This window comes from Micromonospora sp. CNZ296 (assembly GCF_007827635.1).
In genome coordinates this window covers 96,868-121,640 of record NZ_VISW01000014.1, presented here as the reverse complement: position 1 = coordinate 121,640, position 24,773 = coordinate 96,868, and the positions used below count along the sequence as shown (strand labels likewise).

Genomic DNA, 24,773 nt, shown 5'->3' with positions numbered 1-24,773 from the left:
GAGGACGACCCCCGATGGCCGATACGGTCACCCCCGCCGTCGCCGACCCCGCCGGACCGGGCAGCACCCGCCGCGAGCGCACCGGCTGGTACTTCTACGACTGGGCGAACTCCGCGTTCCAGACCACAGTCATCACGGTCTTCCTCGGGCCGTTCCTCACCACGGTCACCGAACTCGCCGCCGGTTGCGAGCTGGGCGCGGACAGCTGCGACGGCGCGGTGTACCCGCTGGGCATCAAGGTCGCCGCCGGATCGTTCTACCCGTACCTGATCTCGCTGTCGGTCTTCCTCACCGTGTTCGTGCTGCCGGTGATCGGCGCGATCGCCGACCGGTCGGCGCACAAGAAGCGGCTGCTCGCCGCCGCGGCGTTCACCGGCGCCGGCGCGACAATCGCGTTCGCGTTCGTCACCGGCGAGCGCTACCTGCTCGGCGGCGCGCTGTTCCTGATCGCGAACATCTCCTTCGGCGCCGCCGTGGTCGTCTACAACTCGTTCCTGCCGCAACTCGGCGGTCCCGACGAGCGCGACGGCATCTCCAGCCGCGGCTGGGCCATCGGCTACCTCGGCGGCGGCCTGCTGCTCGCGCTGAACCTGGTCGCGGTCACCATGCTCAGCGAGGAGGGCAACGCCCAGCGCACGCTGGACCTGGCCCGCTGGTCGATCGTTTCCGCAGGCGTGTGGTGGGCCGCGTTCACCCTGGTGCCGCTGCGCTGGCTGCGGGAACACCCGACCGAGGCGGCCCGCCGGGGCGGCAGCGGCGTCAACGTGCTCACCGACGGGTTCCGGCAGCTCGGGCGCACCCTGCGGGAGATCAAGACGTACCCGCTGACGCTGTACTTCCTGCTCGCGTTCCTGGTCTTCAACGACGGCATCCAGACCGTCATCACCCTCGCCAGCCAGTACGGCACCGAGGAACTGCGGCTGGAGCAGAGCACGCTGATCGTGACGATCCTGCTGGTGCAGTTCCTCGCCTTCGGCGGCGCGCTCGCCCTCGGCGCGCTCGCCAAACGCATCGGTGCCTGGAAGACCGTGCTGCTGTCGCTGGTGCTCTGGACCGGTGTGATCATCGCCGCGTTCCGGCTGCCGGCCGAGGCGCCCGTGCCGTTCATGATCCTCGGCGGCTGCATCGGCCTGGTGCTCGGCGGCAGCCAGGCGCTGAGCCGGTCGCTGTTCAGCCAGCTCATCCCGGCCGGCAAGGAGGGCGAGTACTACGGCTTCTACGAGATCAGCGACAAGGGCACCAGCTGGCTCGGCCCGCTGGCGTTCGGCCTGGTCTTCCAGCTGACCTCGTCGTACCGGGTGGGCCTGGTGTCGCTGCTGATCTTCTTCGTGGTCGGCTTCGCGCTGCTGGCCGCCGTGCCGATGCGCCGGGCCATCATCGCCGCCGGGAACACCCCGCCCCGGGTGCTCTGACCCGCCGCGCCCCCGTGGATCATCGGGGGCCTGATCAGGCGGCGTCGATGGACTAGGCTGCCCCGACGTGACCGACGACGCCGCCCCCACCTGCCTGGCCCGCCCCCTGCCGGGGCCCGGCGACGACCGGGCCGCCGGCTGCGCCGCCGCCCGCGGCGTCGACGGCCGGCCGCTGCACGCCGCCGCGCTCAAGTTCTTCTGGGGGCCGATGGACTGCGGCAAGTCCACCATGGCGTTGCAGATGAACCACAACCACGCCCGGCAGGGCCGCCGCGGCCTGGTCACCACCCGCATCGACCGCTCGCTGGGCCCGCAGGTCACCACCCGCATCGGCCTGGCCCACGAGGCCGTCGAGGTCACCGACGACCTCGACCTGCGCGTCCTGGTCCGCGACGCGTGGGCCGAGGGGGTACGCGTGGACTACCTGATCTGCGACGAGGCCTCGTTCTACAACCTCGAACACATCGAGCAGATGGCCGAGCTGGTCGACCGGTTCGACGTCGACGTCTACGCCTTCGGCCTGGCGACCGACTTCCGCTCCTGCCTGTTCCCCGCGGCGCAGCGGCTGTTCGAACTGGCCGACGAGGTGGCCCGCATCCAGGTCGAGGTGCTGTGCTGGTGCGGCCGGGAAGGGCTGCTCAACGCCCGCGTGGTCGGCGGCCGGGTGGTCCGCGAGGGCGCGCAGGTCGTCATCGGCGACACCGTGGACACCGCCGACGTGCGCTATCAGGTGCTGTGCCGGCGCCACTACCGCTCCGGGGACCTCGGCCCGCGCGGCTGAGCGTCAGAACGGGTCTCCGCACACCCGCCAGCCGCCGCCCTCCGGCACCACAGGCAGCTCCCGCTCCTCGCTGCCGCCGCCGTCCCGGTTGATCCGCACGAGCACCGTGCCGCGCGGCCGGCCCGATCGGGTCGCCACCGACACGTCGACGATCTCGTAGCCGCTGACCTGCGGAGGCGTCCGAACCCAACTGCCGAAGCCCGACTTGCTCCACCTGCCCCGGGCCTCGGCGCACAGCCGCTCGTACGCCGCGTCGGTGTCACCGGCCGCGACGTCGCGGAAGAACCCGTCGGCGGTCTCCCGCACCGGCCCGTCGGCCTGGAACACCACCTGCGCGTTCCACGCCGCCAGCCCGGCCACCCCGATCAGGCAGGTGCCCACGCCGAGACCGGCGATCAGCACGCCCGCGCGTAGCGGGCGGCGACGCCGGGCCGTGTGGTGCCACTCCCGCTGCCTGCCCATCACTGTCGACGGTAGGCAACCGGACGGTGACGCGCAGCCGGTTGCGACGCGCGCTCGTACCGGACAGCAAACGGCGGGCATCGGCGGCAGACTGTCCGCATGACAGCTCATGCCGACATCGCCATGATCAGTATCGACAGCTCCGACCCGGCCGCGCACGCCGCCTTCTACGCCAAGGCGCTGGGATGGGAGATAACCCACAGCGAGGCCGAGTACGCCATGATCGTCAAGGACGGCCCGGCGATCGGGTTCGGCCTGGTGCCCGGCTACACGCCGCCGGCGTGGCCGGACGAGAGCGGCGACAAGCGTTACCACCTGGACCTCTACGTCGACGACGTGGCGGTCGCGGAGAAGGACCTGGTGGCGGCCGGCGCGACCCGGCCCGAGTTCCAGCCCGGCGGCGAGCGGTGGACCGTGCTGCTCGACCCGATCGGGCAGCCGTTCTGCCTCTGCCCCCGCCCCCAGGGCTGACCGGTCGGCGCAGCGGGCCGCAGTGCTCCGCGGCCCGCTGCGCGGCTGGTGGCGATCAGCCGCGGCGGCGGGCCCGCGCCGCCCAGATCGCGTACGCCGGATCTCGGTCCAGGTTGTGCCGGTCCCGGTCGTAGCGGCGGGTGGTACGCGGATCGGCGTGCCCCATCGCGTCCTGCACGTCCTCCAGCGGCACCCCCTCGGAGCGGGCCGTGGTGGCGAACGCGTGACGCAGCGAGTGCGGCGACAACTTCGCCCACGCGGCGATCCCGGCCCGCTGCGCGAGGCGGCGCACCAGCCGGAACACGGCGTGCCGGTCCAACCGGCCGCCGGTGGCGGTGACCAGCAGCGGACCGGTCAGCTCCGGCACCGTGACACCCTGCGCGGCGGCCCGTACGGCCAGGTAGGCGTCGACCGCGTACGCGGTGCCCGGGGTGAGCGCGCGCCGGCGTACCTTGCCGCCCTTGCCGACGAAGCGGATGCTGCGGTGACCGCGTTCCGTGCCCAGGTCGGACACGTCCAGCGCGACCAGTTCCCCCACCCGCAGCCCCAGGTCGGCAAGCAGCGCGACGGCGGCCCGGTTGCGGGCGGCGGCCGGGCCGGTGTCGGCCTCGGCGGCGGCGATCAGCGCGTCGACCTCGTCGGGGGTCAGGCCGACGGTGGCGGAGTGGTCCCGGTCGACGCGCGGCCGGTCCGCCGCCGACACCGGGTTGGCGGGCACCGCGCCCAGCTTGACCAGGAAGTCGTACCAGCTCGACAGCGCGGACAGCCGCCGCGCGACGGTGGCCGGGGTGAGCGGACGGCCGGCGCGGCCGCGGGGTGTGGACTCCAGTTCCCGGCCGTAGGTGTTGACGTCGAGGAAGGTGGCCCGCAGCGGGTCGACTGCCTGTTCGGCGCACCAGGTCAGCCATCCGGTGACGTCGCGGCGGTACGCGTCGCGGGTGTGCTCGGACAGCCGCCGGTTGCGCAGCCACGCCTCGGTGACGTCGGCCGGACCGGCGGGCAGGGCGGCGGGGCGGGCGCGGGGCAGCACCTCGGGGCGAAGCATGTGAGAAAGGTTCTCAGCCGGCGGGGTGTTTGGCGACGAGGCGCGCTGACCGCCGGTACGCCGAAGGGGGTCGGCCGGCGCTCCGGCCTCCCCCGCTTCGGGCGTGACGTGCTCAGGCGGTGGTGAGCTGACGGTGGCCGTTGCTCTCGGCGGGCGTGCTCACAGTGATCCGGCGCGGCTTGGCGCGCTCGGCGATCGGGATGCGCAGCGTCAGCACGCCGTTGTCGTAGCCGGCCTCCAGCCGGTCGGTGTCGAGCGTGTCGCCCAGGAACAGCTGCCGGGTGAACGTGCCCATCGGACGCTCGGCAGCGACCAGCTCCACGTTCTCGCCGGTGGGACGGCGGCGCTCGGCGCGGACGGTCAGCACGTTGCGCTCGACGGTGCAGTCGATGCTGTCCGGGTCCACGCCGGGCAGGTCGAACGCCGCGTAGAAGTGGTCACCGTCGCGGTACGCGTCGAGGTGCATCACGGCGGGCCGGGCGGTGGTGCCGAAGAACTGCTCGGCGATCCGGTCGATCTCGCGGAACGGGTCGGTACGCATCAACATGACTCTTGCCTCCTCGGTTCTCCTGACCCAAGGTCTCAAGTTGAGTCCGGGTGACTCAAGTTCCTGGTTCTGTTTTAGCGCGCCTGCGCCGCGTCGTCAACTCGTCCCGCGAGCGCCTTCTCGAACCAGTGCTGCGCGTACGGGCCGCTGGTGAACGCGGGGATCTCCCGGTAGCCGTGCCGGGCGTACAGGGCACGCGCCTCGACCAGGTCGGAGCGGGTGTCCAGCCGGATCCGCGTCGCCCCGCCGCCGGTCGCGTACGCCTCGATCGCGGCGATCAGCGCCGCCCCGCCCCCGGCGCCCCGGTGCTCCGGGCGCACGTACACCCGGGTCAGCTCGGCCCAGTCCGGCTGCCACCTCAGCCCGGCGCACCCGGCGAGCCGCCCCTCGTGGCGGGCGAGCACCAGCAGCCCGGTGGGAGGGGCCAGGTCGTCGCTCGGGTCCTCGGCCAGCGCGGCGTCCACCTCGCCGGGCCGCTCCGGACGGCCGTACCAGCGGCGCACCATCTCCGCCATGTACTCGCGCAGCATCAGCGCCGCGTCCGGCCCGTCCGGGCGCACGACCTGCGTGCTCCAGCCCGTCACGGGCCGGTCCGCCAGTAGACGCCCTGCTCGCGGGTGAGCAGCATGTCGTCGATCAGGTAGCGGCGCAGCGTCACGTGGTCCGCGTCGCCGCCCTCGCACCAGCGGCGCAGCGCGTCGTCCACCTCCCGTTCCGGGTAGCGCCGCCCGGGTTCGAAGGTGCGTTCGGTGATGTGCTCCAGCAGCACGCGGCGGCGCCCCCGCTGCGCGGGCAGCCGGGTCAGCGCGCCGTCGCGCAGGAACGTGCGCAGGATCGTCTCGCGCGGGTTCGCGGCCGGCGCCGCCGGGGATGCCGCACCGGCCCGCGCGAACTCGCGCAGCCGCCCGGCGTCGACCCGCAGCCCGTCCCCGTCGTCGGTGAGCACCCCGGCGTCGGTGAGACGGCGGACGGCCACTGCGGCGTCGCGGGCGGGCAGGCCGGTACGGGCCACCACGGCCGGCACGTCCCGGGCGCCGAGCACGATCGCGGCGAACACGGTCCGGCGGCGCTCGTCGGCGAGCGCCCCGGCGAGGGCTTGAGCGGTCATGGCGGGCAGCCTGTCAGCAACCCGCCGGATCCGGCGAGGCGTTTTCCGGCCGCCGCTCCCCGGGTCGCCACGGCGGACGGCGGCCCGGCCGGTCCCCGACACCGACCGGCGCGACCGGTGCGTCCCGGCAGGTCAGGCCGCGAAGTCCACCTCGGCGGCCTCGACGGTGCCGGCGGTGCGCCCCGGAGCGGTCTGGAAACTCCAGTAGAGGTTGGTGTGGGCGATCACCTGCGCGGGCGGCGGCGCGCCGTAGGCGGACAGGTCCTCGGTGGTGTGCGCGTCGGCGACGAGCGTGGCGTCGTAGCCACGGGTGAACGCCCCGTGCAGCGTCGACCTGATGCACGCGTCGGTCTGCGCGCCGGTCACGACCAGCCGGCCCACCCCGGCGGCGGCGAGCACCGGCTCCAGGTCGGTGTCCTCGAAGGAGTCGCCGTACGCCTTGTGCACCAGCGGCTCGTCGTCGCGGCGCGACAGCTCCGGCACGATCCGCCACTGCTCACTGTCGGGCGGCAGGTCGTCGCTGCGGTGCTGCACCCACACCACCGGGACGGCGGCGTCGCGGGCCCGGTCGACCAGACCGGCGATGGTGGCGACCACGCGGTCACGGTCGTGGGCGCCGCCCACCACACCGTTCTGCACGTCGACGACGAGCAACGCGGTGTGCGGACGGCCGGTGAGCGTGGTCATGGCGACTCCTCGGGTGGTGACGGTCCCGGTCAACCTAGCCCCGGCCCCCGACACTCCCGGGCCGCGCTCACAGCCGCCGGTGCATCACGTGCAGCCCGACCCGTCCCCGCTCCGGGTGCGCGAACGCCTCCGGCACGGTGCCGATCACCGTGAAGCCGAGCCGCCGGTACAGTTCCACCGCCGCCGTGTTGGTCTCCACCACGGCGTTGAACTGCATCGCGGCGAAACCCTGCCGCCGGGCCCAGTCCAGGGCCTCCTCGCACAGCGCCCGGCCCACACCCCGGCCGCGGGCGTCCGCCGCGACCATGAAACTCGCCGTCGCCACGTGCGACCCCGGCCCGGGCCGGTTCGGGCCCATCTTCGCGGTGCCGCGCACCGCGCCGTCGCGGTCCACCGCGACCGAGGTACGCCCCGGCGGGCGCTCCACCCACACCTCGCGCACCGTCTCCGGCGGCCACCGCGGGTCGTACGGGAACGTGTCGGCGGCGGTGATGACGTCGGCGAGGATCGGCCGGACCTGGGCCCAGTCGGCGTCGGTGTAGTCACGAATCAGCATCGGCGCGCACGCTAGCCGCCGCCCCGGCCGTCCGGCCACCGGTTTCCGTCCACCCGGCCGAGGGCGGCGGGGCATCGGCGGACCACCCGCCGGGGCCATCATGGACGGGTGGCCGAATCAGTCGCCGACATCGATCGGAGCGAGGCCGCCGCACCCGGTGGCCCGCCGCCCGCCGGTCCGCGTACCGCCGCGCCCCTGGTGGTGGGCGCGGCCCTCACCGCCGTGCTGCTGTCGCTGGCCGGCCGCTACGGCTACCACCGCGACGAGCTGTACTTCCTGCTGTGCGGCCGGCACCTCGACTGGGGCTACGTCGACCAGGGGCCTCTCGTGCCGGCGCTGGCGCGGCTGGCCGACACGATCGCGCCGGGCAACCTGGTGGTGCTGCGTACCCCGTCGGCGTTCATCGGCGGCGCGGCGGTGGTCCTGGTCGCCTCGATCGCCCGGCAGTTCGGCGCCGGCCGCGTCGCCCAGACGGCCGCGGCGGTGCTCGCCGCCGCCTCGGGCATCGTGCTGGCCGGCGGCCACCTGCTCAGCACCACGAGCGTCGACCTGCTGGTGTGGCTGGCCGCCGCGCTGTGCGTGGTGCGGATGCTGCGCACCGGCGACACCCGGTGGGCGCTCGGCGCCGGGCTCGCGCTCGGCGTCGGCCTGCTCAACAAGCCGCTGCCCGCGCTGCTCGGCGTGGGCCTGGTCGCCGGTCTGCTGATCGCCGGGCCGCGCCGGCTGCTGCGGGACCGGTGGGTGCTCGCCGGCGCGGGAATCGCCGCGCTGCTCGCCGTGCCGTACGCGGTGTGGCAGGCCGCGCACGGCTTCCCGCAGCTCGACGTCGCCGCGTCGATCGCCGAGGGCGACAGCTCCTACAGCGGCCGGATCGACGCGGTGGTGCTCCAGTTCCTGATCATCAGCCCGTTCGCGGTCCCGGTGTGGGTAGCCGGGCTGGTGGCGCTGCTGCGCCGGCCGTCCTGGGCGGCGTACCGGTCGCTGGCCTGGGCGTGGCTGGTGGTGGTCGCGATCGTGGTGGTGGCCGGTGGCAAGGGCTACTACGACGCGCCGCTGCTGCTGGTGCTCACCGCCGCCGGGGTGGTGCCGGTCGTCGCGTGGGCGCGGCGGGGCGCGGCCCGGGGCCGGCAGGCGCTGCTGGTCACAGCCGCCGTGCTGATGGCGGCGAGCAGCGCGGTGCTGCTGCTGCCGACGCTGCCGGCCGACCGGCTGCCCGGGTTCGTGGTCGCTGTCAACTACGACGCGGGCGAGACCATCGGCTGGCCCGAGTTCGCCGACTCGGTGGCCGCCGTGCACCGCGCGCTGCCGCCGGCCGAGCGCGACCGGGCCGTGGTGCTGACCGGTAACTACGGCGAGGCCGGGGCGCTGGCCCGGTACGGTCCGGCCCGGGGCCTGCCCCGCGCGTACTCCGGGCACAACAGCATGGCCACGTTCGGCCGGCCGCCCGACGACGCCGACGTGGTGATCGTCGTCGGCTGGTCCCGGCCGGAGCCGCTGCGTGCCTGGTTCACCGAGGTCACCGAGGTGGGCCGGGTCGACCAGCGGGCCGACGTCGACAACGACGAGAACGGCGAGCCGATCTTCCTCGCCCGGGGCCTGCGGCGTCCGTGGTCACAGATCTGGGACACCGAGGTACGCCACGGCTCCTGAGATACTTGCCGCCATGCTCTGGGGAGTCAGCGGGCCGATCTTCCTCCTCGACTACCTCGGCGCGGTCGCCGTGGCAGTCGTGATCGCCGTGGCGGTACGCGAACTGACCGGCCGCCGTACCCGCGGTGCGACACCCGACCGGGTCGAGCTGGCGTACCTGACCGACCGGGCGCTGCTGGCCTGTCAGGTCGGGGTGGCCGCGCTGCGCCGCGCGGGCGGGGTCGACGTCGGCGAACTCGCCACCCTGCACGCGCAGGGGCCGCCCCCGGCCGGTTCGCCCGCGCTGGTGCGCGCCCTGCACACCGCGCTGCGCCGCCCGCAGACCTGGGCGGCGGTGCTCGCCGATCCCGCAGTGGGCCGGGCGCTGCGCCGTACGGTCGGGCGGCTGGTCCGCGACGGCTGGCTGCTCACCCCCGGGCAGCGGCGGCGGATCGCGCTGGGCACGGTGCCGCTGTTCGCGGTCGCCGCGGTCGGACTGACCCGGCTGGTGGACAGCGCGGTCGAGGGGCGCTCGGCGGGCGGTCCGGCCTCGGTCGCCGGGCTGCTGCTGTGCTGCCTGGCCACCGCGCTGGGTGGCTGGTGGCTGACCGAGGTGCCGGAGACCGGCGCCGCCGCCCGCCGGTTGCTGCGGCGGCTGCGCCGCGAGCACGCCGACCTGGACCCGGAGCGCCGCCCGGTCTGGCAGGGCCGGGACACCGACACGCTGCTGACCGGGATGGCCCTGTTCGGCCCCCGGCCGCTGCTCGCCGTGGACCCGGCGTTCGCCGTACAGGTGGGCGTCGACCCGGAACGGGACCGTCCGCGCCCCGACCGCAAACCCGCCCGCCGCTGACCAGACCTCTCATTTCGGGTCGATCATGAGGTTGACGGCGTTCCGCGTCCGGTTTGCCCGGCACAACTTCATGATCGACGGAGGGCAGGCAGGCCGGGGCGCCGACCGGGTTTCCTTGTCTTGAGCGCCGGGAAGGCTCGGGCATGGCCGAGACATTCGTGAGCGAAGACCTGAAGACACTGCAGGCGATTGCGCGCGGGGCCGGGATACAGGAGGTCGACCGCCTGTCGCCGGACCAACTGGTCGAGGCGCTGCGCCGCGCCGGGGTGACCGACGGCACGCAGGACCAGTGGCCGCCCCAGCCGATCGAGGACCCGGCCCACCTGGCCGGGCTGCCCCGCAGCTCGCTGAAGCAGGGCGACGAGAGCACCGGCGGCCGGGCCGCCGAGGAGTCGATCGGCGCCATGCCCGGCGAGTCCGGCACGGAGATCAACGACCGCACCGAACGCTGACCGTACGCGAGGAAGGGCCGCCCCCGGTGTTCCCGGGGGCGGCCCTTCACGCTCGACCGGACGCGGTCAGTGCATGCCGGCGGCGGCAGCCGCCTCCTCGCGGGCCCGGCGCTCGTCGCCGCTGAGCGTGTTCAGCGGCTTCTCCTTGATGAACAGCACGACGATCAGGGCGAGCAGCGCGAACGGCGCGCCGATGAGGAACATCTCCGACGTGGCGATGCCGTAGACGTCCTGCACGATCCGCAGCACCGGCTCCGGCAGGGCGGACAGGTCCGGCACCTCGGCCGAACCGCCGCCGGCCGCGATCGGCCCCAGCCGCTCCACGGTCAGCGAGGTCACCCGGTTCGCCAGGACCGCGCCGAGCGCGCTGACGCCGACCGCGCCGCCCATGCTGCGGAAGAACGTCAGCACCGAGGTGGCCGCGCCGAGTTCGGCGGCCGGTACGTCGTTCTGCGCGGCCAGCACCAGGTTCTGCAGGAGCATGCCCACGCCGACACCCAGCACCGCCATGTACACCGACAGCACCGGCACGCTGGTGTTCGCGTCGATGGTGCTCAGCAGCAGCATGCCGACCGTCATCACCGCGGCGCCGGCGACCAGGAACATCTTCCAGCGGCCGTACTTGGTGATCAGCTGACCCGCCACCGTCGAGGAGACCAGCAGGCCGAGAACCATCGGCAGGCTCATCAGGCCGGCCGCGGTCGGCGACTTGCCCAGCGAGGTCTGGAAGTACTGCGACAGGAACACGGTGCCGCCGAACATCGCCACGCCCACGAGGATGCTCGCGATCGTGGTGAGACTGACGGTGCGGTTGCGGAAGATGCCGAGCGGGATGATCGGCTCCTCGGTGCGGGACTCGACGAACACGGCGAGCGCGAGCAGCGCCAGCCCGCCGCCGACCAGCAGCGCGGTCCAGCCGGACGCCCAGTCGAACTTGTTGCCCGCCAGCGACGACCAGATCAGCAGCGTGGACACGCCCGAGGTGATCAGGAGGGCGCCGAGCCAGTCGATGCGGACCTTGCGGCGCACCACCGGCAGGTGCAGCGTCTTCTGCAGCAGGGCGATGGACAGCAGGCTGAACGGCACCCCGATCAGGAAGCACCAGCGCCAGCCGAGCCAGGACGTGTCGACCAGGACACCGCCGATCAGCGGACCGGCGATGGTGCCGACACCGAACACGGCGCCGAAGATGCCGGCGTACCGGCCCAGCTCACGCGGCGGGATCATGGCCGCCATGACGATCGTGGCGAGCGCTGTCATGCCGCCCGCGCCGATGCCCTGGATGACCCGGCTGAGCAGCAGCACCTCGACGTTCGGGGTGAACCCGGCGACGAGCGAACCGGCCACGAACAGGCCGAGGGACATCTGGATGAGCAGCTTCTTGCTGTAGAGGTCGGCCATCTTGCCCCACAGCGGCACCGTCGCGGTCATCGCGAGAAGCTCGCTGGTGACGATCCAGGTGTAGACGGTCTGGCTGCCGTCGAGGTCGGCGATGATCCGGGGCAGCGCGTTCGCCACCACCGTCGAGGCGAGGATCGCCACGAACATGCCGACCATCAGGCCGGACAACGCCTGGAGGACCTCCCGGCGTGACATCCGCGTACCCGTCTCTGCGGGCGGAACAGTGGCGGTGGTCATCGAACTCCTTGTCGTGTGCACGGGCGAGCGGCCGCGCGACGGCGGCGGCCGGTAGGAACGGCTCAGGCCGAGGCGTACGGATCGGGCAGGCCGGCGGCGACGGCGGCGAACGCCTCGGCGGTCAGTTCGCGCAGCGTCGTCGTGTCGGGTCGCTCGACCCACTGCATGAGGGCCGTGCGGAAGACCGCGCCGGCGACAGTGGTGACGAGCGTCGGGTGGCCGTGGCACGGGTCGACGCCCAGCCGGGCGGCCACCGCCGCGACGATCACCTGCTCGGTCTCGGCGTTGCCGCTGATCAGCCGCGGAAGAAGCGACGGGTTCGCCGCGATCACCCGCAGGCGCAGCAGCCACACCTCGCGGTCGGCCTCGACGGCCTCGACCACGTCGTCGAAGGCCAGCCGCAGCGCGTCGAACGCGGACAGCTCCGGCGGGGCGTCGACGATGCGGGCGGCAAGCACCTCGCGGTCGGTCGGCTGGTCGCCGAGCAGCGCCTCGTCCTTGCTGGGGAAGTAGTTGAAGAAGGTGCGGGCCGACACGTCGGCGGCCTCGCTGATCTCCTCCACCGTCACCTGGTCCAGGCCGCGTTCGGCGACCAGGCGCAGCGCGGCGGCGCTGAGGGCGGCGCGGGTCTGGCGCTTCTTGCGGTCACGCAGGCCGGGGCGGCTCTGATCCGGGGTCACGCGACGACACTACGAGCGATCTTGCAGACAGTGCAAACTTTTAGTGAGTGAAGTGACGGGCGCCGCACCGCACCGGCGCCGGAAAACGGGTTGAGAGCGGTTCCGGACGTCCCGTACGTTTCCCGCACTCCTGTCGCAGCGAAGAAGGACGACTCCGCGTGACCCCTCCTGCTCTCTAGAACCTGACACGTTCCCCACGCCTGTAGCCGGCCGTTGCGCGCCGGCTCCCCGGGCTGCCCTCGCGCGCCCGGCCACAGCGTCCGAGGCCGCGCGTGATCGGCCTCGCGTCAGGTCTTCAGAGATCAGGTCTCCATGTCATCCCAACCGCATATCGTGCTGCCCTGGGTCGTACGCCGGACCCGCCTTCCGCTGCTGTCGCTGCGCTGCGCCGTCTGCCGGGCGGAGTCGGCCACCGCCGCCAAGGGCCGGTTCCGCGTCAACGCCAACGGCAAGCTGCTGGACGTGTGGCTGCTCGTCCGGTGCGTGTCCTGCGACCGCACCGTCAAGCTCACCGTCCGGGAGCGGGCGACCGTCAGCTCGTTCGATCCCGCCGAGCTGCACGGCCACCACGTCAACGATCCCGCCCTGGTGGCGGCCACACTGCTGGATCCGGCGTTCGCCCGGCGCTGCCGCTTCACCCTGGACTGGACGGACGCGTGGACGCTGGACGCGCCCACGGTGCCGCTGGACCGGTGGCCGGTCCAGGTGGACGTCACCTTCGATGATCCGGTGCCGGTACGCCCGGACCGGCTCATCGCTCGCCGGTTCGGCCTCACCCGGTCCGAGGTGCTGCGCCGGGTCAAGTGCGACATCCCGCTGAAGCGTCCGACGAGCACCGCCTTCACCTTCACCGTGCTGGCGGAGGACTGACCGGGGCGTGGTCGCGGCGGCACCCGGCCGCCGCGACCACGCATCACCCGCCGCTCGCCGTGGCGAGTTCGGCCTCGATCAGATCGGCGGCCCGGTCGGCGCCGCCGGCGGCGCGGGCCTGCCGCTTCAGCTCGGCACTACGCGCCACCACGGCGGGGTCCGCGGTGAGGGCGAGCAGCGTCTCGCGCAGCTCCGCGGCGGTGACGGTGGCCGAGTCGACGACCCGGGCGACGCCGAGGGATGCCAGCTGCTCGGCGTTCGCGAACTGGTCGGCCGCCTGCGGTACGGCGATCATCGGCGTCCCGCAGTAGAGACCTTCGCTGCTGCCGCCCATGCCGGCATGGGTGACGAAGGCATCCGCCTGCTCCAGTACGGCCAGCTGCGGCACCCACCGGTGCACCTCGACGCTGTCCGGAACGGGGCCGAGCTCGGCGGGATCGACGTGCTTGCCGATCTGGAGAACCGTGTGCCAGCCGGGCAGGTCACCGAACGCGGCGACGCAGCGGCGGTAGAACTCGGGCTGCCGGGTGAAGGCGGAGCCGAGCGAGACGAGCAGCACCTTGTCTGCGCGCTCCGGTCGTACCCAGGAGCCCTGGTCGGAGCGGTCGCCCAGGACCGGGCCGACGAAGCTGTAGACCGACCGGTCCACGCGGTCGGCGTTCGGCTGGAGCGCCTCCGGCGGCAGGACGAGGCTGCGCACCGGCCGCCCCTGGAACGCCATGCTGTCGGTGACCGACGAACCCTCAGCGGTCAGCCACGCCGTGAACCGCTGGTAGTAGTCGGCGCCGCGCGGATCTGCCCGCATCGCCTCCACGGCGGGCGCCATCTCCTGCTCGTAGCCGTCCCAGGCGACGAACGTCGAGGACAGCTGGACGGCCGGAATCCCCCACTGCTCGCCGAGTAGCCGCGCCGGCGCGCCGGCGATGTCGTAGAGGAACAGGTCCGGCCGGTCGTCGGCGTAGGCGGTCCGTAGCTGCGGCAGCATGGCGACGGCGTCGTCGAGGAAGAGCGTGAGCTGTGCGATCGGGTCGTCGATGCCGGCGCCGCCGTCGGCGGGCAGCGTCGAGGCGTACGGCTTCAGCTCCGCGCCGGTGGCCCGGACGACCTCGGCGAAGGCGGGATCGTTGGCGTAGGTGACCCGGTGGCCGCGCCGCACGAGGGTACTGATGATCTCCAGGCTCGGGTTGACGTGGCCGTGGAACGGAATGCTGACCATGGCGATGTGCGGCAAGTGATCTCCTGATCTCCACTGAGACGAGACGTCCCGTCTCGCTTGCCACAGAAAAGCACGAGGTGACCGCGCCCGTCAAGACGGTACGTCTCGTCTCGCTGTAGGCTGTCGCTGTGACTCCGCAGCCCACCCGCCGCAACGAGCAGTCCCGCCGCGCGATCCTCGCCGCCGCGCTGGAGCTGCTGGCCGAGACCGGCTATCCGGCCCTGACCGTCGAGGCGATCGCCGCCCGTGCCGGAGTCGGCAAGCAGACCATCTACCGCTGGTGGCGCGGCAAGGGCGCGGTCATCCTGGACGCGCTCGCCGACGACATGCCGGAGGTCATCGCCCTGCCCGACACCGGTGACCTGCGGGCCGATCTGCGTGAGGTGCTCCGGGCCACTGTCGCCGAGTTCGCCGATCCGCGGCTGTCCGCGACCACCCGTGCCGTCACCATCGAGACTCTCGCCGACGAGGAGCTGGCCGACCAGGCGCGCGACCGGCTGCTCCGCCCCCAGCTGAACGCCGTCCGCGTACGCCTGGAGGCCGCCCGCGAGGCCGGCCAGGTACGCCCCGACGCTCCCCTGGACCAGGTGGTGGAGCTGCTGTTCGGCCCGCTCTACCACCGCTGGCTGCTGCGCAACGGCCCACTGACCGACGACTACGCCGACGGCATCGTCGACCTGGTCGTCGCCGCCGTCACCCCGTCAACGAGCACCCGCGGCTAGCCAGTCGTCGAAGCTGGTCGGCGCGATGCGTACGCCGTCGCCCGGCAGCAGCACGTTGCCGGACATCGAGGTGCCGAACACGCCCGACCACGTCGGAACAAGCCGGATCCGGCGGCCCCGCGCCTCGTGGGTGCGCCGGGCCATGTCGACGAGATCCTCCGTCGCGGGTCCGGCGATGTCTGCGTGGTGTCCCTGCGGTTCGCCGACGGCGACCTCGGCGAGGATGTCGGCGACGTCCCGGGGTGCGATCGGCTGCACCAGCAGCGGTGCGACGGTGGCGACGCCGTCGCGTTCGGTCCAGCCGGTGACCATGGCGGCGAAGTCGTGGAACTGGGTGGCCGGGACGATCGTCCACGGCACCGGCCCGCCTGCGACCAGTCGCTCCTGTTCCCGCTTGCCCGCGTAGTGGGCGTTGTCGTCGACCCGGTGGATGCCGACGATCGACAGCAGCACGTGGTGCCGTACGCCGGCGCGCCGCTCGGCCGCCAGCAGGTTGCGCGTGAGGCCGCCGAGGTACGCCACCGTCTCGGAGCGATCGCCTGCCGCCACGTTCGTCGTGTCGACGACCGCCTCCACGCCGGCGAGCGCCTCGTCCAGCCCGGTGCCCGTCGTCAGATCCACGCCCAGAGAGCGGCTGATGCGCACGACGTCGTGGCCCTGCCGCTCCAACGCGGCGACGGTCAGTGCCCCGATCCGGCCCGTCGCTCCCGCAACCGCGATCCGCATCGCCATCGGCCTCCTCTCGGATGCGTCCGCCTCACCGTAGTCGGCGAGACGGGCCGAGGCGCTCCCGCATCGCGTGCGCGCACATAACTGTCATTATGGTGCACCACCTATTCGTCCTTTTTGACCGTTCGTATTAGGCAATTGGTGTTACCGGTAATCCGGCAATTAGCGTCGGCGAAGCCCTCGGCGAGCCGGACGGTGGCAGCTCCCGCACTGCTCGACAATCCACGTGTGACGAAGACTTCCCTCGCGCGACAGATGGCCGGCTTGCCTCCCGCGCTGCACTACTACGTGGTGTACGACGGTGTCGGCGTGCCGGAAGGGCTGTTGGTCGAGGAGTTCCTGCTCGCGGCGGACCACTCCTCCGCCGGGCTGGTGAGCGGTGGCTGGACTCGTTCCGAGGGCCGCTGGCACGAGGCGTCGGCCACCAGCCGGCGCCTACGCGTGGACGCCGCGTTGCGCAAGCGGGTGACGCCCGTCGGCCGGTCCGCGGCGGCGGCGCTCTATCGGGACCTCTGCGGTGAGGATCTGCCGGACGAAGGCGCGCTGCGGGAGTGCTTCGGCACCCCTCCGGCTCCGCCGCCGTCCCCCTTGCGGTTGAACGACTCCGGGCCCCGGCCAGGGTTCCGCGAGACGCGCGTCTACCGGATCCTGTTCGCCGGCGAGTTGAGCCCGGACGGTCTCGCGGCACTCAGCGAGGCCTGGCAGATGCCGATCACCGGCGACCCGGCGGATCCCGAGACGCGCATCCTGGGCGCGGTACGCCGTCAGGTCTCCGGCGACGCCTTCCGCTGGGATCTGCGCCGGGTCGCCGCAGGTGCCGCCTGGGCACTGGACGTGACCTGCGACCTTCTCGGGGAACGCGACGAAGCGGCCGGTGTGCTGCTGCACGGTCTGACGACGCAGGTGCGCCGGCAGGGGATGGTTCCCGTCACGGTCGACCGGTTCCGCTGACGCCCCGCCGGTGAGCACAACGGCCGCGCGCCCTACCTCGCGAACGGCCTGATCACCTCGAAGGGCTCGGGGAACCGCACGGGGATCCGGGTCTCCTCACTCTTACGGTCGAGGAACGCCTTCGTCACGGCGAACCTGTCGAAGATTGCCGGCAGCGGGCGCAGCCTGCGGTCCAGCGACACGAAGAAGTTGTCCCAGTGGATCGGCACGATGAGGCCGGGCCGCGTCGCTTCCACCACGTGCCGCCAGTAGTCGCTCTGGAACCGCTGCGGCTGAACCCCCAGGGCGCCGATCGCGAGGTAGAGGACGTCGACGTCGAGTCCGTCGAACTTGCCCGGCACGAAGTTGGCACTCGGATGGATCAGCAGTGAGCCGCCGGGGTGGGTGATGAGGAAGGACAAGCACCCGCCGTCGCGGTAACTGCTCGCCCGTACCGGCGGGACCAGCGGCTCCTCGATCGTGCCCGGAAACCTGTTGTCCGGGCTGTGGACGCCGGCGAGCACGCGCACGGTGAACGCGCCGATCCTGTGCTCGTCGCCGTCCGCGATGCACGTCATCGACTCCTCGGCGAGACCCGCGCCGCGTCCCATGTTGAGAGTCGACGCGGAGCCGAACAGCCGTCCCCCGAGATGCTTGACGACCTCGGGGGCATCCATGGCGTGGTCGTAGTGGGAGTGGGAGACGAAGAGGGCGTCGAGAAGGGTGACGCCGGCTCGGGAGAGAGCGCGGGTGATCCGCCCGAGGTCGGGGGCGACGCGGCCCAGTGCGACGCGGAGCAGTGAGGGCCTGCTCAGGAAGCCGTCGATCAGGATGCCGGACGTCCCGTCGGACAGGTAGACGGTCGTGGTGCCGAAGAAGACGGCTTCGACAGACGCCCCGCTGGAGCCCATGCGCAGATGGTAGTGCGCCCATGGGCTCCAGCGGCGGTACCGCGGAGGCGGAGGATCAGCGCGCCGAACTCGCCGGGGAGTCGGCGCCGTCGAGCGCCCCGGCGCCCCGGGTGCTGCGCAGGCTCCACCCGATCGACACCGCGATCGTCACCACGATCACGCCGAGGGTGACCGGGATGGGCAGCTTGCCGACCGGCGTCTCCGAGAGGATCAACTTGACGCCCGCGAAGGCGAGCAGGACGGCCAGGCCGTAGTGCAGGTGCACGAAGCGGCGCAGCAGCCCCGCGAGGCAGAAGTAGAGGCTGCGCAGGCCGAGGATGGCGAAGGCGTTGGCGGTCCAGACGATGAACGTGCTGGTGGTGATGGCCAGGATCGCGGCGACACTGTCGACGGCGAAGATCAGATCGGTGGCCTCGACCGCGATCAGGACCACGAACAGCAGAGTCGCCACCCGCTTGCCGTCGACCCGGGTGAAGAACCTGTCGCGGTGATAGGCCGGGTCGGTCGGCATGACCTTGCGGACCAGCCGGACGACGGGGTTGCGGTCCGGCGGGGTCTGCTCGTCGTGGCGGAACGCCATCTTGTATCCGGTGTAGACGAGGAACGCGCCGAACACGTACGCGGTCCAGAAGAACGTCTCGAGCAGCTCGGCGCCGACGAAGATGAAGACCAGCCGGAAGACCAGGGCGCCGATGACACCCCAGAACAGCACCTTGTGCTGGAACGCGGCCGGCACGGCGAAGTAGGTGAAGATCAGCGCGAAGACGAAGACGTTGTCGATCGACAGCGCCTTCTCGATCAGGTAGCCGGCGTAGTAGGTGCCGGCCACGTCACCGCCCTGCCAGGCCCAGAGGACGACACCGAAGAGCAGGCCGGCGGCGATCCAGATGCCGGACCAGACCGCTGCCTCACGGAAGCCGATGACGTGGTTGTCGCGGTGCAGGAACAGATCGACGGCGAGCATCGCCGCGATCGCCAGCATCAGTACGGCCCAGATCCACCAGGACACGGACATGACGAAGGGGACCTTTCGCCCGGGGCCGGCACACCCGAGGTGTTCCGGCGCTGCTGGACGAAGGTCTCCCCGGGCCACCCGTAGCGGTGGCTGCACCGCCGGGATCCGGATGGGCCGGGCCCGTACTGACGGCGGTGCGTGGATCGTCGGGTACTCCCCCTCGAACTACGATTGATTATTCACGAAGCACAGTTCGTGCGTCAAGGGGGAGCCGGCCGTCGATAGGGTGACCGGATGGACGAAGACGTACGACGCCGGCACTCGTCGTCGTTCGGCGCGGCGGCCACCGCGTACGCCGAACACCGCCCGGACTATGCGCACGCCGCCCTGCGATGGGCCCTCGAACCCGCGCCCGGCGTGCGGGTGCTCGACCTCGGCGCGGGCACCGGCAAGCTCACCGCCACCCTGGCCGAGGTGAGCGACGACGTCACGGCCGTGGAGCCGGACCCGGCGATGCTCGCCGAACTCCGCCGCACACTGCCGGACGTACGTGCGCTCGCCGGCAGCGCCGAGGCGATCCCCCTGCCGGACTCCTCCGTCGACGCCGTCGTTGCCGGCAACGCCATGCACTGGTTCGACATGGCCGTGGCCGGGCCGGAGATCGCCCGGGTCCTCGCGCCCGGCGGAGTCCTGGCCGGACTGTGGAACGTCGTGGACGACCGGGTCGACTGGGTCGCCGGGCTCGCGGCGGTCAGCGGAAGCGCCGCCATCGGCCCCCGGGACACGCCCGCGAGCTGGCGCGCCGCGACGGCGACCATGCACCTGCCGAAGACGGGCGAGGCCCGGTTCGGCTCGCCCGAGCAGGCGGAGTTCCCGCACGGGCAGCGCCGTACCGCCGACTCGCTCGTGGCGACGCTCGCCACCCGGGCCGGGATGCTGGTCATGCCGGAACGGGAACGTACGGAGACGCTCGACCGCATCCGCGCCTACCTGGCGAGCCGGCCGGAGACGGCCGACGGGGAGTTCACGCTCCCGATGCTCACCTGCGTACTGCGGGTGTGGCGCAGGTGAACGGCGCGGATGTCCGGTCCGCCGCCGCCGCGATGACCGCCGTGCTGCGGCCCGCCGTCGACCGCGACTGGACGGTACGCGCGCGCGACCTGGACTGGTCCTGCTGGACCACCGCGGCGCACGTCGCGCACGACCTGGCCGCGTACGCCGGTCAGGTGTCCGGCCGGCCCGACGGTGGCTACCTCCCGTTCGACCTGCGGGTACGCGCCGACGCCGCGCCCGCCGAGGTGCTCACTGTCGCGGCGGCCGCGGCCGGGATGCTCGCCGCCACCATCGACGCGGCGAGCCCGGGCGACCGGGCGTGGCACTTCGGCCCCTGCGATCCGGGCGGGTTCGCCGCGATGGGCGTGGCCGAGATCCTGCTGCACACGCACGACCTGACCCGAGGGCTCGGCCTGGACTGGTCGCCACCCGCCGAGTCGTGTGCCCGGGTGGTGCGCCGGTTGTTCCCCGACGCGCCGGGCGGCGACCCGGTGCCGGTGCTGCTGTGGCTGACCGGCCGCGCGCCGCTCGGCGACCGGCCGCGGCGTACCGCGTGGACCTGGCAGGCGGCGCTTCCCTGAGCGCTCTCAGCGACGCCACCAGCGCCAGCGACGGCGCGGGCGGGCCGAGGCGGCACGCTGCGGCTCCGGTGCCGTGACGCCCGGCGCGGCGCGTTCCCGATCGGCGCGCCAGCGGCGCACCGCCTCGTCGACGTTCACCGGGCGGACCACCACGCGTGGCCCGGTCGGGGTACGCAGCCAGGCCACCACCTCGGTGTTGAGCGCCGCCACGTACGACCGGACGGCCTCCTCGGTGGGCAGGTCGCGCAGCTCGGCCGGGAGCTGTTCGATGCGGCGGCGCAACTGGAGCGGGGTGGGCAGCAGCAGGTCGGACGGGATCTGCTCGCGCTCCATGAAGCTGCGGATCCACCAGCCCTCGTCGTAGGGCATGTCACGCCCCGGGATGGGCTTGCCGGCGCCCGGCAGGTTGTCGAACTCGCCGCGCTCCTGGGCCGAGCGGATCTGCGCCTCGACCGCGGCCTCCCAGTCTGTCGTCACCGCCGTCACCTCCCGTACCCACGGTATCCGCCGCCGTCCGACAAGGGTCAGCGTCGCGCGGGGCCGGGCTGTTCCCGGGCGCCGGGCAGGACTGCGGCGTAGCGTGCCCCCGGGGAAAGGGGTGGCGGCGTGCGCGACTGGCTCATCGGACTCGCGGTGGCGGCGGCCTGCCTGATTGTGAGCTGGGCGGTCCTGGTACTGCTGGCCCGGCGCCTGCCGCCGGGGATCCTGCGCGATCTGGCCGCGTTCGTGCCCGACTGCGTGACAGCGGTACGACGGCTTCGCCGCGATCCGCGGGTGCCCCGCCGTGCCCGCGTCGCGATCGTGGTCGCCGGAATCTGGGTGGCCAGCCCGATCGACCTGATCCCGGAGTTCCTGCCGGTGATCGGCCCGCTGGACGACATCGTGGTGGTGGCGCTCGCGTTGCGCTACGCCGCCCGGCAGGTGCCCCGGCAGGTGCTGCTCGACGCGTGGCCGGGCGAGCCGCGGCTGCTGCTGCGCCTGCTCGGCCCGTGAGAGCAGCGGCGGGCCGGTGTCAGGGCAGGTGGCGGACGTGCCGGTGGCCGTCCCGGGGGAACGGCGGGCGGGCCGGCAGCACCTCGGCGAAGACGTACCCGCTCTTCTCCGCCACCCGGCAGGAGGCCGGGTTGTCGACCTGGTGCAGCAGCTCCAGGCGGGTCAGGCCGGTGGCGGCGAACCGGGCGAACGCCCACGCGGTGACCGCCTCCACCGCCCGTGGCGCGACGCCCCGCCCGCGTGCCGGCGCCGCCGTCCAGTAGCCGATCTCGGCGGACGGGCGTCCCGGGCGGACGTCCTTGAGCACCACGCAGGCCGCCACCCGGTCCTCCTCCAGCACCGCGAACATGAACCGGTGCCCTGCGGCCCAGCCCTGGTGGCTGCGACGCAGGAACACCTGCGCCTGCGCCGGACCGGTCACCGGATGCCTGGTCCAGGCGCGCAGCACCGGATCCCGGTACGCCTCGATCAGCGCGCCGGCGTCGCCGTCGCGCCACGGGCGCAGCAACAGGGCGGGTGCGGTCGGGGTGGCCGGCGCGGACAGCACGATCGACATGCGGCAAGTATCACCGCCCTCGACCCGATCACGTGACCCGCGCAACACCCCACCAGCGCCCCACGGGCACCCGCGGACGGCGGCAACCGGCGTAGGGTCCGGTTCACGGTCGGCAACGGGGAGGCGACGTGGTCACTGTCGGCGCGGTCCTGGGAATCGCCCTTGTGGCGCTCGGTCTGGTGCTCACGCCCGGGCCGAACATGGTCTACCTGGTGTCCCGGTCGGTGACGCAGGGGCGGCGGGCCGGGCTGGTGTCGCTGCTCGGCGTGGCCGTCGGCTTCCTGGTCTACCTGGCCGCCGCGGTGGCCGGTATCGCCACCGTGTTCGTGCTGGTCCCGCCGCTGTACACGGCGGTGAAGCTGGCCGGCGCGGCTTACCTGCTGTGGCTGGCCTGGCGGACGCTGCGCCCCGGTGGCGCGTCGGCGTTCACCCCGGCGCCGCTGCCGCCGGACCGGCCCCGGCGCCTGTTCACCATGGGCCTGGTCACCAACCTGCTCAACCCGAAGATCGCCATCCTGTACGTGTCGCTGCTGCCGCAGTTCGTCGACCCGGCGCGCGGGCACGTGGCGGTGCAGAGTCTGCTGCTCGGCCTGACCCAGATCGTCGTGGCGCTGACCGTGAACGCGCTCATCGTGCTGAGCGCCGGTTCGGTGTCGGCGTTCCTGACCCGACGGCCGGGCTGGGCGCGCGTGCAGCGGTGGGTGATGGGCACGGTGCTGGCGGCGCTCGCGGTGCGGATCGCCGCCGACCGCTCCCGCGCCGCCGTCGCCACCCCCTGACCCGGGTACGCACCTCAGCGCCCGAGGACGTCCCGCCGCCAGAGCCGCGTCACGGGGTCTTCTCGCGTACCACCGCCACGGCGCCCGGCGCCACCGTCAACTCGCCGTCGACAGCCGCGCCGGTGAGCAGTTCGAACCCGGCAGCCGGCACCCGCTGCGGCCGGTCGGTGTGGTTGAGCAGATAGAGCAGGCCGTCGTGGCGGCGTACCGCCTCCACACCCTCGGGCGCGCCGGGGCAGGCCGGGGCCACACCGGCGAGCCGGGCCGCCTCGGTGAGCAGCCGCCGGTACGTGTCGTCGTCGGGGCGGGTGGAGACGTACCAGGCGTACGCGTCGCCGACCCGGTTCCGGGTGATCGCGGGACGGCCCGCCGGCACTCCCCCGGCGTACGCGCTGACCGTCTCCGCGCCGGCCGGGTGCACCGTCTCCGACCAGATCCGGCCGGTCCCGCCGCCGGTCAGCGGCACGTGTTCGTCGTCGGCGAGGGGGTGGAACTCCTCCACCCGCACGCCGAGCAGATCCCGGTACGCGCCCGGGTAGCCGCCGAGGCGTACCCGGGCGTGCTCGTCGGCGACGCCGCTGAGCCAGGTCACCAGCAGGTGCCCGCCGTCGTGGACGTGCCGGCGTACCCAGTCGACTGTGGCGTCCGAGGCCAGATAGAGGGCGGGGAGCACGAGCAGCCGGGCGCCGTCGAGCGGGGCGCCGGGCGGCACCACGTCGGCGGTGACGCCCGCGTGCCACAGCGCCCGGTGCACGGCGGCCGCCTCGCCGGGGTGGTCGAGTCCGTCGCGGGGCATTCCCGGGTGCCGCAGCGCCCAGCCGCTCGCCGCGTCGTACGCGATGGCCACCGCCGCCTGGACGCGGCCCGGCGCGGCCCCGGCGAGCCGGCCCAGCGCGGCGCCCAGGTCGGCGGCCTCGCGGAACACGCGGGTGTCCGGCCCGGCGTGCGAGACGACGGCGGAGTGGAAGCGTTCCGCGCCGCCGGCCGGTGCGCGCCACTGGAAGAACATCACCCCGGCGGAGCCGCGCGCGATGTGGGCGAGGCTGTGCCGGATCATCCGGCCGGGTTCCTTGGTGTGCATGCGCCCGGCGGTGTGGATCTGGTTGGGCGCGCTCTCCATCAGCAGCCACGGCACCGGCCGTCCGGCGCCGTGGCGGGCCCAGCCGCGGGCCAGGTCGGCGGCGAACGCGGTCTGCTCCTCCGCGCCCAGGTCGGTGGCGGACGGGTAGTGGTCGATCGCGACCAGGTCGACCTCGCGCGCCCAGCGGGCGTGGTCGACCGGCACCCAGTCGCCGAGCACGTAGTTGGTGGTGACAGGCACCGCCGGGTTCGCCGCGCGCAGCAGGTCCCGTTGCTCGGTGTACGCGGACAGCAAGGTGTCGGACCAGAAGCGGCGGAAGTCGAGCAGCTGGCCGGGGTTGGCGAGGTACTGGGTGGCGCGGGGGGTGCCGACCTGCGCCCAGTCGGAGTAGTGCTGGCTCCAGAAGCTGGTGACCCAGGCGTCGTTCAGCGCGTCGAGGTCGCCGTACCGGGTGGTGAGCCAGTGGCGGAACGCCGTCTCGGCGTGCGGGCAGTGGCAGGTGGTGCCGTACTCGTTGTGCACGTGCCACAGCGCGAGCGCCGGGTGGTGTGCGTAGCGGGCGGCGAGCACCTCGGCGATGCCGCGGGCGGCGTCCCGGTACGCGGGCGCGGCGGCGCAGTAGGTGTCCCGGCTGCCGTGGTGCAGGCGAACGCCGTCGGCGGTGAGCGGCAGGGCGTCCGGGTGGCGCAGCGAGAACCAGGGTGGCGGCGACGCGGTGGGGGTGGCCAGGGCGGCCCGGATGCCGCCGGTGTGCAGCAGGTCCAGCACGTCGTCGAGCCAGTCGAGTGTGTAGCGGCCGGGTTCGGGTTCCAGCCGGGACCAGGCGAACACGCCGACGGTGACGAGGTTGACCCCGGCGGCGCGCATCAGGGCGACGTCCTCGCGCCACACGTCGGGCGGCCACTGCTCCGGGTTCCAGTCGCCGCCGTAGCAGAGCCGGCCGTCGTCCCACAGCGCTTTAGTTGGCATCCCGGCCAAAATAGGAACAGGTGAGACGGAAAGTCAATGCCGTCGATCATTGACAGTTAGTTGGGCTTCCAAAGAAACTGGCGGGACCGCCCGTGGACGCCGCGAGG

Annotated in this window: 29 protein-coding genes; 13 read left to right on the top strand and 16 right to left on the bottom strand. The window is 73.1% G+C overall.

What is annotated here, in order from left to right; translation table 11 throughout:
* Positions 1 to 14: 14 nt before the first annotated feature.
* Both FB455_RS22875 and FB455_RS22870 read left to right on the top strand, forming a co-directional pair.
* Entirely contained in the window at positions 15 to 1,412 is a 1,398-nt protein-coding gene (locus FB455_RS22875) for an MFS transporter (protein WP_013286330.1), read from the top strand.
* A 94-nt stretch (positions 1,413 to 1,506) separates the two neighbouring features.
* Positions 1,507 to 2,193: a thymidine kinase gene (locus FB455_RS22870; protein ID WP_369830071.1), complete on the top strand. Its 687-nt coding sequence runs from the start codon at positions 1,507 to 1,509 to the stop codon at positions 2,191 to 2,193.
* A gap of 3 nt (positions 2,194 to 2,196) precedes the next feature.
* Here FB455_RS22870 and FB455_RS22865 read toward each other — a convergent pair whose 3' ends face one another.
* A complete protein-coding gene (locus FB455_RS22865; protein ID WP_013286328.1) occupies positions 2,197 to 2,655 on the bottom strand; it encodes an Rv0361 family membrane protein in 459 nt (152 codons plus the stop codon).
* 99 nt (positions 2,656 to 2,754) lie between these two features.
* Between FB455_RS22865 and FB455_RS22860 the strand changes: the two genes are divergently transcribed.
* On the top strand, positions 2,755 to 3,126 hold the full coding sequence (locus FB455_RS22860) for a VOC family protein (protein ID WP_013286327.1): 372 nt from the start codon (positions 2,755 to 2,757) through the stop codon (positions 3,124 to 3,126).
* Positions 3,127 to 3,181: 55 nt separating this feature from the next.
* On the opposite strand, the gene FB455_RS22855 is transcribed toward FB455_RS22860, so the two are convergent.
* The 6 genes from FB455_RS22855 to FB455_RS22830 form a co-directional block, all read right to left on the bottom strand.
* Positions 3,182 to 4,171 (bottom strand): tyrosine-type recombinase/integrase, encoded by a 990-nt coding sequence (locus FB455_RS22855; protein ID WP_013286326.1) that lies wholly within the window; start codon positions 4,169 to 4,171, stop codon positions 3,182 to 3,184.
* Between the two features lie 112 nt (positions 4,172 to 4,283).
* A complete protein-coding gene (locus FB455_RS22850; protein ID WP_013286325.1) occupies positions 4,284 to 4,718 on the bottom strand; it encodes an Hsp20/alpha crystallin family protein in 435 nt (144 codons plus the stop codon).
* Positions 4,719 to 4,792: 74 nt separating this feature from the next.
* Positions 4,793 to 5,302 (bottom strand): GNAT family N-acetyltransferase, encoded by a 510-nt coding sequence (locus tag FB455_RS22845; protein WP_240322369.1) that lies wholly within the window; start codon positions 5,300 to 5,302, stop codon positions 4,793 to 4,795.
* Positions 5,299 to 5,826, bottom strand: coding sequence for a DUF2087 domain-containing protein (locus tag FB455_RS22840; RefSeq protein ID WP_013286323.1), 528 nt, complete (start codon positions 5,824 to 5,826; stop codon positions 5,299 to 5,301). Before FB455_RS22840 ends, FB455_RS22845 begins: the two co-directional genes overlap by 4 nt.
* 132 nt (positions 5,827 to 5,958) lie before the next feature.
* Entirely contained in the window at positions 5,959 to 6,513 is a 555-nt protein-coding gene (locus tag FB455_RS22835; RefSeq protein WP_013286322.1) for an isochorismatase family protein, read from the bottom strand.
* 67 nt (positions 6,514 to 6,580) lie between these two features.
* Entirely contained in the window at positions 6,581 to 7,069 is a 489-nt protein-coding gene (locus tag FB455_RS22830) for a GNAT family N-acetyltransferase (protein ID WP_013286321.1), read from the bottom strand.
* Between the two features lie 108 nt (positions 7,070 to 7,177).
* On the opposite strand from FB455_RS22830, the gene FB455_RS22825 reads away from it, so the two are divergent.
* From FB455_RS22825 to FB455_RS22815, 3 genes are all read left to right on the top strand, one after another.
* The gene (locus FB455_RS22825) at positions 7,178 to 8,719 is read left to right on the top strand and encodes an ArnT family glycosyltransferase (protein ID WP_013286320.1); all 1,542 of its coding nucleotides are present in this window, start codon (positions 7,178 to 7,180) and stop codon (positions 8,717 to 8,719) included.
* Positions 8,720 to 8,732: 13 nt separating this feature from the next.
* A complete protein-coding gene (locus tag FB455_RS22820) occupies positions 8,733 to 9,551 on the top strand; it encodes a TIGR04222 domain-containing membrane protein (protein ID WP_013286319.1) in 819 nt (272 codons plus the stop codon).
* A gap of 143 nt (positions 9,552 to 9,694) precedes the next feature.
* Positions 9,695 to 10,003 carry a hypothetical protein gene (locus FB455_RS22815; protein ID WP_013286318.1) on the top strand — a complete coding sequence of 103 codons (309 nt, stop codon included), beginning with the start codon at positions 9,695 to 9,697 and terminating at the stop codon, positions 10,001 to 10,003.
* Positions 10,004 to 10,069: 66 nt separating this feature from the next.
* On the opposite strand, the gene FB455_RS22810 is transcribed toward FB455_RS22815, so the two are convergent.
* Both FB455_RS22810 and FB455_RS22805 read right to left on the bottom strand, forming a co-directional pair.
* Positions 10,070 to 11,641, bottom strand: coding sequence for an MDR family MFS transporter (locus FB455_RS22810; protein WP_013286317.1), 1,572 nt, complete (start codon positions 11,639 to 11,641; stop codon positions 10,070 to 10,072).
* A gap of 62 nt (positions 11,642 to 11,703) precedes the next feature.
* Positions 11,704 to 12,321, bottom strand: a complete 618-nt coding sequence (locus tag FB455_RS22805) for an acyl-CoA-like ligand-binding transcription factor (RefSeq protein ID WP_013286316.1) — start codon at positions 12,319 to 12,321, stop codon at positions 11,704 to 11,706.
* Between the two features lie 333 nt (positions 12,322 to 12,654).
* Here FB455_RS22805 and FB455_RS22800 point away from each other — a divergent pair, with 333 nt between their 5' ends.
* Entirely contained in the window at positions 12,655 to 13,191 is a 537-nt protein-coding gene (locus FB455_RS22800) for a DUF1062 domain-containing protein (protein ID WP_244879607.1), read from the top strand.
* Positions 13,192 to 13,234: 43 nt separating this feature from the next.
* On the opposite strand, the gene FB455_RS22795 is transcribed toward FB455_RS22800, so the two are convergent.
* Positions 13,235 to 14,407 (bottom strand): macrolide family glycosyltransferase, encoded by a 1,173-nt coding sequence (locus tag FB455_RS22795; RefSeq protein WP_420063441.1) that lies wholly within the window; start codon positions 14,405 to 14,407, stop codon positions 13,235 to 13,237.
* A 128-nt stretch (positions 14,408 to 14,535) separates the two neighbouring features.
* Between FB455_RS22795 and FB455_RS22790 the strand changes: the two genes are divergently transcribed.
* A complete protein-coding gene (locus FB455_RS22790; protein WP_013286313.1) occupies positions 14,536 to 15,129 on the top strand; it encodes a TetR/AcrR family transcriptional regulator in 594 nt (197 codons plus the stop codon).
* On the opposite strand, the gene FB455_RS22785 is transcribed toward FB455_RS22790, so the two are convergent.
* Positions 15,109 to 15,855 carry an SDR family oxidoreductase gene (locus FB455_RS22785; RefSeq protein ID WP_013286312.1) on the bottom strand — a complete coding sequence of 249 codons (747 nt, stop codon included), beginning with the start codon at positions 15,853 to 15,855 and terminating at the stop codon, positions 15,109 to 15,111. The genes FB455_RS22790 and FB455_RS22785 overlap by 21 nt on opposite strands.
* A 231-nt stretch (positions 15,856 to 16,086) precedes the next feature.
* Between FB455_RS22785 and FB455_RS22780 the strand changes: the two genes are divergently transcribed.
* Positions 16,087 to 16,809, top strand: a complete 723-nt coding sequence (locus FB455_RS22780) for a hypothetical protein (RefSeq protein WP_235437659.1) — start codon at positions 16,087 to 16,089, stop codon at positions 16,807 to 16,809.
* A gap of 32 nt (positions 16,810 to 16,841) precedes the next feature.
* On the opposite strand, the gene FB455_RS22775 is transcribed toward FB455_RS22780, so the two are convergent.
* On the bottom strand, positions 16,842 to 17,699 hold the full coding sequence (locus FB455_RS22775; RefSeq protein WP_013286310.1) for an MBL fold metallo-hydrolase: 858 nt from the start codon (positions 17,697 to 17,699) through the stop codon (positions 16,842 to 16,844).
* Positions 17,700 to 17,754: 55 nt separating this feature from the next.
* Entirely contained in the window at positions 17,755 to 18,714 is a 960-nt protein-coding gene (locus tag FB455_RS22770) for a TerC family protein (RefSeq protein ID WP_013286309.1), read from the bottom strand.
* 234 nt (positions 18,715 to 18,948) lie between these two features.
* On the opposite strand from FB455_RS22770, the gene FB455_RS22765 reads away from it, so the two are divergent.
* Positions 18,949 to 19,725, top strand: coding sequence for a class I SAM-dependent methyltransferase (locus FB455_RS22765; protein ID WP_013286308.1), 777 nt, complete (start codon positions 18,949 to 18,951; stop codon positions 19,723 to 19,725).
* Positions 19,722 to 20,288: a maleylpyruvate isomerase N-terminal domain-containing protein gene (locus FB455_RS22760; RefSeq protein WP_013286307.1), complete on the top strand. Its 567-nt coding sequence runs from the start codon at positions 19,722 to 19,724 to the stop codon at positions 20,286 to 20,288. Before FB455_RS22765 ends, FB455_RS22760 begins: the two co-directional genes overlap by 4 nt.
* Positions 20,289 to 20,294: 6 nt before the next feature.
* On the opposite strand, the gene FB455_RS22755 is transcribed toward FB455_RS22760, so the two are convergent.
* Positions 20,295 to 20,765, bottom strand: a complete 471-nt coding sequence (locus FB455_RS22755; RefSeq protein ID WP_013286306.1) for a DnaJ family domain-containing protein — start codon at positions 20,763 to 20,765, stop codon at positions 20,295 to 20,297.
* Between the two features lie 129 nt (positions 20,766 to 20,894).
* Between FB455_RS22755 and FB455_RS22750 the strand changes: the two genes are divergently transcribed.
* Positions 20,895 to 21,281 carry a YkvA family protein gene (locus FB455_RS22750; RefSeq protein WP_013286305.1) on the top strand — a complete coding sequence of 129 codons (387 nt, stop codon included), beginning with the start codon at positions 20,895 to 20,897 and terminating at the stop codon, positions 21,279 to 21,281.
* A gap of 19 nt (positions 21,282 to 21,300) precedes the next feature.
* On the opposite strand, the gene FB455_RS22745 is transcribed toward FB455_RS22750, so the two are convergent.
* Positions 21,301 to 21,837, bottom strand: a complete 537-nt coding sequence (locus FB455_RS22745; protein ID WP_013286304.1) for a GNAT family N-acetyltransferase — start codon at positions 21,835 to 21,837, stop codon at positions 21,301 to 21,303.
* 128 nt (positions 21,838 to 21,965) lie between these two features.
* On the opposite strand from FB455_RS22745, the gene FB455_RS22740 reads away from it, so the two are divergent.
* Positions 21,966 to 22,616 carry a LysE family translocator gene (locus FB455_RS22740; RefSeq protein ID WP_013286303.1) on the top strand — a complete coding sequence of 217 codons (651 nt, stop codon included), beginning with the start codon at positions 21,966 to 21,968 and terminating at the stop codon, positions 22,614 to 22,616.
* Between the two features lie 49 nt (positions 22,617 to 22,665).
* On the opposite strand, the gene FB455_RS22735 is transcribed toward FB455_RS22740, so the two are convergent.
* On the bottom strand, positions 22,666 to 24,666 hold the full coding sequence (locus tag FB455_RS22735) for a beta-galactosidase (RefSeq protein ID WP_013286302.1): 2,001 nt from the start codon (positions 24,664 to 24,666) through the stop codon (positions 22,666 to 22,668).
* Positions 24,667 to 24,773 lie beyond the last annotated feature (107 nt).